This is a genomic window from Shewanella sp. AS16 (genome assembly GCF_021412365.1).
Classification (GTDB): Bacteria; Pseudomonadota; Gammaproteobacteria; order Enterobacterales; family Shewanellaceae; genus Shewanella; species Shewanella salipaludis.
Genome location: NZ_JAKCLK010000001.1, coordinates 186,271 through 198,784 on the forward strand (window position 1 = coordinate 186,271; position 12,514 = coordinate 198,784).

Consider the following 12,514-nt stretch of genomic DNA (forward strand, 5'->3'; position numbering starts at 1 on the left):
TGTGAGCGAGCAAGAGGTAGAACGCACTTTATTCGAGCGGACCATGGCCTTTGCCGGCATCTTGCAGGCCATAGCCCAGGTACAAAAGCTCGCCAGGCAAGGCGAGAGCGAACAGGAAGCCCTGGCCGCCAGTTTGAATACCATCCTGGTCACCAGCCCGGAAAACACCGCCGAGGTGTATCAGGATCAGGCCGCACTGAAAACGGGTTACCGGCTGATCCAGACCCAACTGGGCGATGGCAATAAGAAAGATGTTGAGGTCACACGTTATCTGGTGGGCATATTGGCGCTGGAGCGCAAGCTCGCCAGATCGAAAAATGGCATGGGCATGCTGGCGGAGCGCATCAACCAGGTGCATAGACAACTGCATCATTTCAAGATCACCGACGAGCAAGTCATCGCCAACCTGGCCAGCATCTACAGCGACATCATCAGCAACCTGGGGCCCAAACTGCAGATCTCAGGCAATCCCGTGTGTCTGCAGCGGCCGCTGGTACAGCAAAAAATTCGGGCACTGTTACTCGCAGCCATGCGCAGTGCCGTGCTGTGGCGTCAACTGGGCGGCAGGCGCAGACACTTAGTGTTTGCCCGCAAGGCCATAGTAGACACAGCAACTAAAAGTCTTACCCTACAATAAAATACAGTTCATCAAGGAGCTTCACATGGATCTTTCCGCACTAACTGCTATCTCTCCGATAGACGGTCGTTATGGTAGTAAAACCGCTTCATTGAGAGGGATTTTCAGCGAGTTCGGTCTTACCAAGTACCGTGTTCAAGTCGAAATCAACTGGTTGAAGCTGTTGTCGAGCTGCCCCGAGATTGCCGAGATCCCGCCTTTCAGCGAAACCGCACTGGCGCTGCTGGACAGCATCAAGGACAACTTCAGTGAGGCCGATGCACAGCGGGTCAAAGACATAGAAAGCACCACCAACCACGATGTGAAGGCGGTCGAGTATTTCATCAAAGAAAAAATCGCCACCAACCCCGAGCTGGTCGCCATCGACGAATTCGTGCATTTCGCCTGTACCTCTGAAGACATCAACAACCTGTCACACGGCCTGATGCTGACCGAAGCCCGCACCCAGGTACTGGTGCCTTACTGCCAGCAACTGGTCGACGCAGTCAAGACCTTGGCGGTCGAATATCGCGCCATTCCGCTGATGTCACGCACCCATGGACAACCGGCCTCACCTTCGACCCTCGGCAAGGAAATGGCCAACGTCGCGGTGCGTCTGGAGCGTCAACTGAAGCAAATTCAGGCGGTCGAGATCATGGGCAAGATCAACGGCGCCGTGGGCAACTACAACGCCCACATCTCCGCCTATCCGGAAGTCAACTGGCATGAACTGTCCGAGCGTTTCGTGACCAGCCTGGGACTGAATTGGAATCCCTACACCACCCAAATCGAGCCGCACGACTATATCGCCGAGCTGTTCGACGCCATCGCCCGTTTCAATACTGTGCTGCTCGACTTCGACCGTGACATCTGGGGTTATATTGCCCTGGGCCACTTCAAGCAACGCACCATTGCCGGCGAAATAGGTTCATCTACCATGCCGCACAAGGTCAACCCTATCGATTTCGAAAACTCAGAGGGTAACCTGGGCATAGCCAACGCCCTGATGCAACACCTGGCAGCCAAGCTGCCTGTCTCCCGTTGGCAGCGTGACTTGACCGACTCGACAGTGCTGCGTAACTTGGGCGTCGGCATAGCCCACGCACTGATCGCCTATCAGGCGACACTCAAAGGTATCAGCAAGCTGCAGGTCAACGAAGAACATCTGCGCAGCGAGCTGGATCAGAACTGGGAAGTCCTGGCCGAGCCGGTACAGACTGTGATGCGCCGCTACGGCATAGAGAAGCCCTACGAGAAGCTCAAAGAACTGACCCGCGGCAAGCGTATCGATGCCCAGCAGTTGGCGGTATTCATCGATGGCCTGGAATTGCCGGCCGACGTTAAAGTCGAGCTGAAGAAGTTGACTCCGGCCAACTACATAGGCCGCGCCGAAGCCTTCGTCGACGAACTCAAGTAATTAACCCTAACCGAGAGGTTCAAGGCGGCGAGGCACCTATCAGAGGCCTGCCGCCTTTTTTGACACTATGTATAAACTCAATCTAGATATTCAGCAGTTCATCGGCCAGTACTGGCAGCAACAGCCCTTGGTCATCAAGCAGGCCTTCCCAGATTTTGTCGACCCCATAGGTGCCGACGAACTGGCGGGGCTCGCCTGTGAGGAAGAGATAGCCTCCCGGGTGGTAGTCACCAAGGACAAGGACTGGGAGCTGATCCAAGGGCCGTTCGAGGACTATGACAAGTTCGGTGAGACCCATTGGCAACTGCTGGTGCAGGCGGTGAATCACTGGTATCCGGATGCCCAGCCCCTGGTAGAGGCGTTTCGCTTCCTGCCCGACTGGCGCTTCGACGATCTCATGGCCTCCTTCGCCACCCCTAAAGGCGGCGTCGGTCCGCATTTCGACAACTATGACGTGTTCATCATTCAGGGCGAAGGTCAGCGCCGCTGGAAAGTGGGTGACAAGCTGGCGGACACCCGCAATGTCAAGACCCGCGGCGACAACCCGGACTCGCCCTTGATCGACGATTTCGAGCCCATCATAGACATAGTGCTGGAAAAGGGCGACGTGCTCTACATACCACCGGGTTTCCCCCACTGCGGCGAAACCCTGTCACTGGCCATGAGTTACTCCATCGGCTTCCGTGCCCCGAGTCAACAGGAACTGGTGAGCCAGATAGCCGATGAGCTGATCGACACCAACCAGGGACAACAGAGATTTACCTCCAGCGAGGAAGGCTCGGCACCGGGTATCATCAGCGCCAGCCATCAAGCCGGCATCATGGCGCTCTTGACCCAGTTGAGCCAAGATCCAGACTGCTATCAGGCGGTACTGGGGAAACTCCTCAGTCAAAACAGGTTCGAACTGGATATCTGTGAGGGTGAAGAAGCCTACAGCACCCAGGAGTTGCTCGATGCCCTGGAGCAAGGCGCCAGCATCAGACGCATAGGCGGCCTCAAGGTATTACGCCTCGAAGACGACGCCAGTTCACGCCTGTTCATCAACGGTGAAGTCCACCCACTGCCAGGCACGGACGAAGCCACACTGCAGCAGCTGTGCAACCGCGTCATCCTGAGTCCGGATGAGGCACTCGCCCTATGCCGGCAAGCCGAAGTGCTTGAGTTACTCTGCCAGCTCATCAACAAAGGCTATTGCTACCTGAGCGAGTGAAGCATAGCTCAGGCCCAGCTTTAGCCATGCGCCTTAGAGATGGCTTAGGGCTTTCTAAGCCTGAGTTTACAGGCTGGAAACAAACAGGCTGGAAACAAAAAAGAGGCACCCCGGGTGCCTCTTTTTTTAAAAACCAACTTTTAAAGCACCCCTTCAGAGCTTCAGAGCTATTCCGGGCCGCTGGCTCAGCCCCAGAGTTTCTCGTCGTTTTGGATCTGGTAGAGACTCTCGGCGCGGGATACCAGCAAGTCGGCGAACTTGGCCTGAGTCGGGTCCTTGGTGGCACCGGATCTATGCAAATTTTCCGCCTTCATCTGCCACATCATGGAAAAATGGCGGATTGCCTCACGGGCGGTCGCCGCCACTTTGACGTCGACATAATCTGAGGGCAGATCGCCCGACATCACCCAGAAGGTCTGCTTGGTTGGCTGCTTGGACTCCATCTTCCATATCGCCAGGTAGGGAGCCAGATAACGGCTTTCGTCGGCAATCACCTTGCTGGGGATCACACCCTTTTCCGCCAAAAAGCGATTGGCTTTCTGAAAATGTTCTCTGACCCACGCCTGTCTCATGGCTTCGGTGTCTGGGTTCTGCTCGACAGTTTGTTCCGTCATACTTCCTTCCTATCTTATTGTTATATTTAGATATCTATCTAAGCTGACGATTCGCTATCGCCATGATATTCAATATTTACAGCCACCTAGTTTACGTTTACGTAAAGTGGAAAGCAAAATTGCCACACAAATCGTAAATATTCCCTCACTGTGCTTGGTTGAGGGTAGCGCTAAATGCTATCGTTCTGCAATAAATATAACAAGCAGGTCGGCAGGTTGCTTGCTCCTGCCGGCTTTTTAATCGTTCAACGGAGATCAGCACGTGGCTGTATTTAATCATGTATCTTTTGACGAACATGAACAGGTTGTATTCTGTCATGATAAAGAAAGCGGCTTAAAAGCCATTGTCGCAATTCACAACACCAACCTGGGACCCGCGGTCGGCGGTTGTCGTATGTGGAACTACCCATCCGATGATGAGGCTCTGACCGACGTCTTACGTTTATCCCGTGGCATGACCTATAAGAATGCCCTGGCCGGTCTGAGCATGGGTGGCGGCAAGTCTGTGATTATCGCCGATCCCAAGACCCAGGACAGGGAAGCCCTGTTCCGTGCTTTCGGTCGTTTCATCGACAGCATAGGCGGTCGTTACTACTCGGCCGAAGATGTGGGCACCACCACTGCCGACATCATGATCGCCCACCAGGAAACCCCTTACATGATGGGCCTGGAAGGTCAGAGTGGCGATCCATCTCCCTTCACCGCCCTGGGAACCTATCTGGGTATCAAAGCCGCCGTCAAGCATCAGCGTGGTTTGGACAGCCTCAAGGGCCTGAAGATCTCGGTTCAAGGTGTTGGTCATGTGGGTTATTACCTGTGTAAGCATCTGCATGAAGAAGGTGCCGAGCTGATCGTTACCGACATACACCAGTCGTCACTGGACAGGGTGGCCGCCGAATTCGGTGCCACTGTGGTCGCGCCGCAGGATATCTATACACAAGACGTCGATGTTTACGCTCCCTGCGCCCTGGGTGCCACACTGAACGACACTACCCTGCCGCTGCTCAAGGCGACTATCGTTGCCGGTTGTGCCAACAACCAGCTGGCCGAAGTCCGTCACGGTGAAATGCTCAAGGACATGGGCATACTCTACGCCCCTGACTATGTGATCAACGCAGGTGGCATCATCAACGTCTCGTTCGAAAAAGACTATGACGCCGCCAAGTCGACCGCCAAGGTAGAAGAAATTTACAACACCCTGCTGAAGATCTTCACTCAGGCCGAAGCACAGAACCGCACCACGGGTGCGGTTGCCGACGAGATGGCCAAGACCATCATAGACGCCGCCAAGAAGTAACTCTGCAACATTGTAGATAAGATTGAAGGAGCAGCCCCCGGCTGCTCCTTTTCCTGTATAGCCTCCCCTTCTCTTCCAGCCCTCCCTGCTGAAACACAAAATTCATCTTTCTATGCTGGCGAATTCCCCCGTTGTCGACTTAAATTAGAGGCTGATTTCTGGGCAAAGGACAGCACTATGGTCAGCTTTACCTACAATCTCAACTCGGATTTGGTCGAAGTACAAGCCAGTGACTGGAATGGTTTGGAGCGAGTGTTCATCAATGGAAGCCTGGTATCACGCAAGCTGAATTTCGGCCCCAGGAGCGAGCATCTCATAAAGTATAAGGACGGCCATAGCTATCGCTTTCAACTCCTGTTGGATCCCCAGACCCAGGAACTGACATGCCGCATCTATCGAAGGGAATTATTGGTCACCAGCCTCAAACAAGGCAAAGAACATCTGCTGAGAACCCAGCGCTACCTGCAACATAGCCTGTCTTTCGCCTGTGTCGCCATACTGTATCTCATGTGGTTGAATGTCTGAGTCTGGCAGCCGAGAAGATGCCAGGCTAATCCTTCAAGGCATTTATCTTATTCAATAACGCCATGAAGTCTTGCTGTTCCTCGCCCGTGAGGTTGGCGAGAAATTTCTGGTTGACCCGTTCGGCTTCACAAATAAGATCTTGTTCCAGCGCCTTGGCCTCGTCTGTGAGGAAAATTTGAAAGGTACGACGGTTATCGGCTTCCTGATGGCGGCTGATAAAGCCCAGCGACTGCAGCTGATCCAACAACCGGGTCATGGTGTAGTTCGCCACATCACAGCGTTTGGAGAGCTCGGTCTGGCTTAGCCCCTCCTCCTGCCAGAGGGAAAACAGCACAGGCCAAAGCTTGATATCGAGATGATAACGCTTAAGTTGGCGATCCAATTCATTTTGCAGCTCAAGGTTAAGATGCGATACCAGATAACCCAAGCTTTCATAATACTTCAAACCTTACCTCCAAACCCCACTCGTCTGTTCAAGGCCCCGGACCGGCATACTCACGCCAGCGCCCGGGCTAGTTTTATACTATCACTTAACCTGCAGGAAACTAGTGCTTAATCCAGACAGCTATAGCACTAATGGTTATAAAGAGTGTGTGAATGTTTTAGTCAGCTTAATACAGGCAGGTATAGCACTAATAAAGACAGGCAAAGTCAGCTTTGTATTTCAGTCCGCGGCAGATCCCTCCCCGGGCAACAGAAATTCGTCGACGAAACGATAGTAACAGGCGCGCCCCAGCCGGGCCGTTAAACCCCGCTCCAACACTACATAGATCCCCTGCTGTTGCACTTGACACTGCCGCACATCGGCCAGTGGGTGCTCGGTGCCTATGCTGCTGCGTAACACTAAGCCGCCATTCTCCTGTGGGCGGTAATCCACTATGACCAAGGCTTGTTCCCTGACGCTCACCTCGAGCCGCTCCGCCGGGGTGAGCAGGAAATGCCGTCCCTCGATGCAGTGCAGGACAGAGGCAAAGAGTCTGGCGTATTTTTCCGGCAGAGGTTCATGACGGTAAGACCAATCCCCGGCGGCATCTATGTCGAAGAGGACTTCCCGGCTGCAGTCCGTCTGTTGCAGCCAATGGCTCAGGGCCTGCTCGGCATGGGTAGTATCTTGCTTCATTGCGTGTTTCCTGCAGAAATGAGAGCCAGCATTACGCTGGCTCATCCTTTAGCTCACCTCATAATACAGACTGCTGCGACTCACACCAGTGTCAGCAAGGCTTCCAATGGGTGTTGCGGCTGTAAGCCGGCAAAGCGTTTGACCTGGCTTCGACAGGAGTAACCTGAGACCAAGACGCGCTCAGCTGCTGTCTGCGCCAGGGTCGGTTGCCATGACATGGCGAACAGCTCCCGGGAGCGCTGCACATTCTGCGTCTCATGCCCATAGGTGCCGGACATGCCGCAACAACCCAGGTTCACCGTCTTCAAATCGGCACCATAGTGGTTGAAGATACGTTGCCATTCATTGCCCGTGTTGGGCCTGGCGGTCGACTCGGTGCAATGGCTGAAGAAGGTAAACTCGGGTCTGGTCCCCTCGGTTGTCGATGCAGGTGCAGGCAAGGTGTCGAGCAGGGGCAGCAGCCATTCGTTGACCAGCTGCACCTCGAAGTTGCCCCGTGCTTGCCCCAAGATTTCTTTATATTCATCCCGATAGCACAGGACCAGGGCGGGATCTATGCCAACCATGGGCATCTCCAGTGCATGCAGCTGGTTGAGGAAATCGGCACTTGTCTTGGCCATCTTGGCAAACTTGTCCAGGAAGCCCTTGATATGTGCCGGTTTGCCATTGGGTTTGAAGGGCAGCAACACCGGCTTGAAGCCCAGTTTTTCAATCAGCTGAATGAAGCGCAGGACAAGTCCGGCATCATAGAAGCTGTTGAAGGGATCCTGCACCAGGAGCACATGGCGGCGGCGCTCCTCCGGGGACAAGCGCTGCAACGCCCCTAAGTCATAGCCGCGACAGGCATGGCCGTCCAGTCGCTGTTTCAGGGTCGGCACCGACAGGGCCGGGGCGTCGACATAACCGAGCGTCTTCTCGAGCAACCACTGGCTGAAACGGTTCTGTGCCGCCAGGTTGACCAGTCTGGGCGCCTTGGCCATCAGCGGCAGGCCGTCTTCTATGCCGGCCACCAGATAGTCTTTCGCCGGGCGCAGATAGCGCTGGTAATAGATGTTAAAAAATTGCGCCCTGAACTTGGGGACATCCACCTTCACAGGACACTGGCTGGAGCATGCCTTACAGGCCAGGCAGCCCTGCAAGGATTCCATCACCTCATGGGAATAGTCATAGTCGCGCTTGGCATTGAGGCTATTCTGCACCCTTTGCAACCAGCCGAATGGCTTGGCCCTGGCCAGCTCATTGACATCCACCCCTTCGGCCTCCAGCAGCCTGAGCCATTCCCGCATCAAACTGCTGCGGCCCTTGGGCGAATGTATCCTGTCACCCGTGACCTTAAAGGAGGGACACATGGGCGAGTAAGTGCTGTAGTTGAAACACAGGCCGTTGCCGTTACAGTTCATCACATCCGGGAAGGCATCGCGCACCTGCACGGGAATTTGCCTGTCGAAGCTGCCACGCTTGGCGCTGTCAACATTGTAGCGCAAGGGGCCGCTGTCTTTTGGGGCCACCAGCTTGCCGGGATTGAGCCTGTTATCCGGGTCGAACAGGCCCTTGATGTGCTGCAGCACGCCGTAGAGTTCGTCGCCGAAGACCGCCGGGCCGTATTCGCCCCGCACCCCCTTGCCATGCTCGCCCCACATCAGGCCGCCGTATTTGAGCGTCAGCGCCGCCACCTGATCCGAGATGGTTTTCAGCAATGCCTCGTCTTCGACATCACACATGTCCAGCGCCGGACGTACATGCAGCACCCCGGCATCCACATGGCCGAACATGCCATATTGCAGTTGATGACCATCGAGCAAAGCCCTGAATTCCATGATGAAATCGGCGAGTTTCTCCGGCGGCACGGCCGTGTCTTCGGCGAAGGCTATGGGCTTGCGTCTGCCTTTGGTGGCGCCCAGGAGGCCTACGGCCTTCTTACGCATGCCGTAGATCTTTTCTATGCTGGGCTTGTCCTGGGTAGACTGATAGCCGAGCACGCCACACTCGCCGTTGGCGATTTGTGTGGCTAACACCGCCTCCAGGCTGGCGAGCTTCTGTTGTACTTCCTCGTCATCACCGGCAAATTCGACCATGTTCAGGCCTTCTATGACCTTGCCAGGGACTTCCTGGATAAGATCTTTGACCGAATGCCAGACTATGTCTTCTCTGGCCAGATTCAATACCTTGGAATCGACGGTTTCCACCACTGTCGCCCGCGCCGCCACCAAAGCCGGGGCATGACGCAGCGCCGACTCGAAGGAGTCGTACTTGATATTGACCATGGCGCGGCGGGTCGGCAGCGGCGTCAAATTGAGCTTGGCCTCGGTGATCACCGCCAGCGTGCCTTCCGAGCCGGTTAAGATACGGGACAGATCGAACCTGCTCAGCTCATCGTTCCACACATGCTCGAGATCATAGCCGGTCAGGAAGCGGTTGAGCCTGGGAAAGCGCGTCTTGACCAGTTCACGTTGCTCGCGGCATACCCGGCTTATCTCGGTCAGCAGTCGCTGGCCCATGGCGTTGTCGGTGAGCTGCGCCGGCGTGTGCAACTGCCCGGCATCCACTGGGCGGGTATCGAGCACACTGCCATCTATGAGGACACTGCTCAGCTCCAGCACATGATCCGAAGTCTTGCCATACACCAAGGAGCCGGCGCCCGAGGCGTCCGTGTTGATCATGCCGCCGACTGTGGCGCGGTTCGAGGTCGATAAGTCGGGACTGAAGAAGAAGCCGTGGGGCCGCAGCGCATCGTTGAGCGCATCCTTGACCACACCCGCCTCGACCCTGGCCCAGCCTTCCTCGGCGTTGATTTCCAGCACCCGGTTCATGTAACGCGACACATCGAGGATCAGTCCATGGGTCAGCGACTGACCGTTGGTACCTGTGCCGCCGCCACGGGCGCTGAAGGTCACCTTGTTGAACTCATCCGTTGCGGCCAGCCTGAGCGCAATTTGCACATCTGCCTGGCTCTTAGGGTAAATGACCGCCTGGGGAAGAAATTGATAGACGGAATTATCCGTCGCCTGGGCCAGACGCGCGCTATAGCGTTTATCTATGTCGCCGGCAAACTCAGTCAGTGCCAGGGCGTCCAGATAGGCCAAATAAATGGGTTCTAAAGTTTGTTGATGCGTTAGCAGGGGTAACATGAATGGCTTCTGTCAATTATCGTTATTGGCTCATTATAAACAAAAAAAAGCCGCTAAAAAGCGGCTTTTCTTAACAAGTTGATAAATTGGCAGCTTAAGCGTGTGCTTCGGCCAAATACAACCAGGTATCGATCACTGTATCTGGATTCAGCGACACTGTATCTATGCCCTGCTCGACCAACCAGGCGGCGAAATCCGCGTGATCCGAAGGTCCCTGACCACAGATACCCACGTAGGCACCCTTGGCCTTGGCGGCTTTGATGGCCATGGACAACAGGGCTTTCACCGCGTCGTTACGCTCATCGAACAGGTGGCTGATGATGCCTGAGTCACGGTCCAGACCCAAGGTCAGCTGAGTCAAATCGTTCGAGCCGATGGAGAAACCATCGAAGTGCTCGAGGAATTGATCCGCCAACAGGGCGTTGGATGGCAATTCACACATCATGATGACACGCAGACCGTCTTTACCCCGCTCCAGGCCTTGCTCTTTCAGCAGCTCTATCACTTGCGCGGCTTCGCTGACGGTACGCACGAAGGGGATCATCACTTCGACGTTCTTCAGGCCCATCTCGTTGCGTACCCGCTTGATGGCTTCGCACTCGAGGGCGAAACAGTCACGGAATGACTCGGAGATGTAACGGCTGGCACCACGGAAGCCCAGCATAGGGTTTTCTTCTTCCGGCTCGTACTTGTCACCGCCAACCAGGTTAGCGTACTCGTTCGACTTGAAGTCAGACATACGTACTATGACTTTCTTCGGGTGGAATGCCGAGGCTATGGTGGCGATACCTTCGACCAGGCGCGCTATGTAGAACTCGACCGGCGAGTCGTAACCGGCGATCATCTCATTGATTTCGGTTTGCAGCTCGGCAGACTGCTGGTTGAATTCCAGCAAAGCCTTGGGGTGAATGCCTATCATGCGGTTGATGATGAATTCCAGACGGGCCAGGCCGACACCTTCGTTAGGCAGGCGGGCAAAATCGAAGGCCCTGTCGGGGTTACCCACGTTCATCATGATTTTCATCGGCAATTCAGGCAACGCATCGACGCGATTGGTTACCACGTCGAATTCTTGCTGGCCTTCGTAGATGAGGCCCGTGTCACCTTCGGCACAAGAGACGGTCACCAACTGACCATTCTTGATGCGCTCGGTCACGTCGCCACAACCTACTACCGCAGGCACGCCCAGTTCACGGGCGATGATGGCCGCGTGACAGGTACGGCCGCCACGGTTGGTGACGATGGCGCTGGCGCGCTTCATGATGGGTTCCCAGTCAGGATCTGTCATGTCGGTGACCAACACATCACCCGGCTGAATTTGATCCATGTCGGCGATTGAGTTCAATACCTTAGCCACACCGCTGCCAATCTTATGACCTATGGCGCGGCCCTCGCAGATGACATCGCCACGGGTTTTCAGGTGATAGCGCTCGATCAATTGTACGTCTTCACGGCTGCGGACAGTCTCGGGACGGGCCTGGACTATGTAGAGCTTACCGTCGTTACCGTCTTTGGCCCATTCGATATCCATGGCACGGCCATAATGCTTCTCTATGACCATGGCCTGTTTGGCCAGTTCCATCACTTCGGCATCGTTGATTGAGAACTGACGGCGCTGGGCGGCATCAACATCTTCAATCTTGACTTGCTTACCGTGGGCGGCATCGTCTGAGTACACCATCTGGATCAGCTTGCTGCCGATATTGCGGCGCACCACGGCCTTGTGACCTGCGACCAGCGTCGGCTTATGCACGTAAAACTCGTCTGGGTTAACTGCGCCCTGCACCACCATTTCACCCAGACCGAAAGAGGAAGTGATGAAGACCACGTCGTTGTTGCCAGATTCCGTGTCCATGGTGAACATCACACCGGAAGACGCCTTGTCCGAGCGCACCATGCGCTGCACACCGGCAGACAGGGCAACGCCCCTGTGGTCATACCCCTGGTGAACGCGGTAAGATATGGCGCGGTCGTTGAACAGAGAGGCGTATACGTGCTTGATAGCCACCAGCACTGATTCGAAACCTTTCACATTGAGAAACGTTTCTTGCTGACCGGCGAAAGAGGCATCGGGCATGTCTTCGGCGGTAGCGGAGGAACGCACAGCGAACGAGGCGTCCTGGGTTTCGGCAGCCAGTTTGTCATAAGACTCACGGATGGCTTGCTCTAATTCGGGTTGGAAAGGGGTATCTATCACCCATTGTCTGATCTGTGCACCCGCTTTGGCCAGTGCGTTGACATCGTCCACATCCAGTGAATCGAGAATGTCATGAATCTTCTGGTTTACTCCACTTTGCTCAAGAAACTCGTTGAACGCATGGGAAGTTGTCGCAAATCCGCCAGGCACTTGAACACCAGCATTGGACAGATTGCTGATCATCTCGCCAAGAGAAGCATTCTTACCGCCAACCAAGTTGACGTCACCCATGCCTAATTCCTGATACCAGAGTACGTATTGCTGCACAGTTCTATCTCCGCAAGTTTATTTCAGTGGCCCCTTCACACGAGGGCAGCGGCATTTTACACTCCAGCACAAGCAGCGTAAATCTATAATTTTATTTGTAATTTTATTACTACAAGAGGTCAG

10 protein-coding genes are annotated in these 12,514 nt (G+C 55.0%); 5 read left to right on the top strand and 5 right to left on the bottom strand.

What is annotated here, in order from left to right; genetic code table 11:
- The first annotated feature begins 1 nt into the window (after position 1).
- The 3 genes from hflD to LZP73_RS00900 all read left to right on the top strand — a co-directional run bounded on the left by hflD (position 2) and on the right by LZP73_RS00900 (position 3,243).
- Complete coding sequence (gene hflD / locus LZP73_RS00890; protein ID WP_326490324.1) at positions 2-637, top strand: high frequency lysogenization protein HflD; 636 nt, start codon at positions 2-4, stop codon at positions 635-637.
- 25 nt (positions 638-662) lie between these two features.
- The gene (gene purB, locus LZP73_RS00895) at positions 663-2,033 is read left to right on the top strand and encodes an adenylosuccinate lyase (RefSeq protein WP_234232631.1); all 1,371 of its coding nucleotides are present in this window, start codon (positions 663-665) and stop codon (positions 2,031-2,033) included.
- A gap of 67 nt (positions 2,034-2,100) precedes the next feature.
- Positions 2,101-3,243, top strand: a complete 1,143-nt coding sequence (locus LZP73_RS00900; protein ID WP_234232632.1) for a ribosomal protein uL16 3-hydroxylase — start codon at positions 2,101-2,103, stop codon at positions 3,241-3,243.
- A gap of 185 nt (positions 3,244-3,428) precedes the next feature.
- On the opposite strand, the gene LZP73_RS00905 is transcribed toward LZP73_RS00900, so the two are convergent.
- The gene (locus LZP73_RS00905) at positions 3,429-3,857 is read right to left on the bottom strand and encodes a DUF4826 family protein (RefSeq protein ID WP_234232633.1); all 429 of its coding nucleotides are present in this window, start codon (positions 3,855-3,857) and stop codon (positions 3,429-3,431) included.
- Between the two features lie 262 nt (positions 3,858-4,119).
- Here LZP73_RS00905 and LZP73_RS00910 point away from each other — a divergent pair, with 262 nt between their 5' ends.
- Positions 4,120-5,154 carry a Glu/Leu/Phe/Val dehydrogenase dimerization domain-containing protein gene (locus LZP73_RS00910; RefSeq protein ID WP_234232634.1) on the top strand — a complete coding sequence of 345 codons (1,035 nt, stop codon included), beginning with the start codon at positions 4,120-4,122 and terminating at the stop codon, positions 5,152-5,154.
- Positions 5,155-5,331: 177 nt separating this feature from the next.
- Positions 5,332-5,679, top strand: coding sequence for a hypothetical protein (locus LZP73_RS00915; RefSeq protein WP_234232635.1), 348 nt, complete (start codon positions 5,332-5,334; stop codon positions 5,677-5,679).
- 25 nt (positions 5,680-5,704) lie between these two features.
- Here the strand turns inward: LZP73_RS00915 and LZP73_RS00920 are convergent, their stop codons facing one another.
- The 4 genes from LZP73_RS00920 to ppsA all read right to left on the bottom strand — a co-directional run bounded on the left by LZP73_RS00920 (position 5,705) and on the right by ppsA (position 12,391).
- Entirely contained in the window at positions 5,705-6,124 is a 420-nt protein-coding gene (locus LZP73_RS00920; protein WP_234232636.1) for a MarR family winged helix-turn-helix transcriptional regulator, read from the bottom strand.
- A 219-nt stretch (positions 6,125-6,343) separates the two neighbouring features.
- Complete coding sequence (locus tag LZP73_RS00925; RefSeq protein WP_234232637.1) at positions 6,344-6,799, bottom strand: DUF1285 domain-containing protein; 456 nt, start codon at positions 6,797-6,799, stop codon at positions 6,344-6,346.
- Between the two features lie 80 nt (positions 6,800-6,879).
- Positions 6,880-9,927: a D-2-hydroxyglutarate dehydrogenase YdiJ gene (gene ydiJ, locus LZP73_RS00930; protein ID WP_234232638.1), complete on the bottom strand. Its 3,048-nt coding sequence runs from the start codon at positions 9,925-9,927 to the stop codon at positions 6,880-6,882.
- A gap of 94 nt (positions 9,928-10,021) precedes the next feature.
- A complete protein-coding gene (gene ppsA / locus LZP73_RS00935; protein WP_169562926.1) occupies positions 10,022-12,391 on the bottom strand; it encodes a phosphoenolpyruvate synthase in 2,370 nt (789 codons plus the stop codon).
- Between the last annotated feature and the right edge of the window lie 123 nt (positions 12,392-12,514).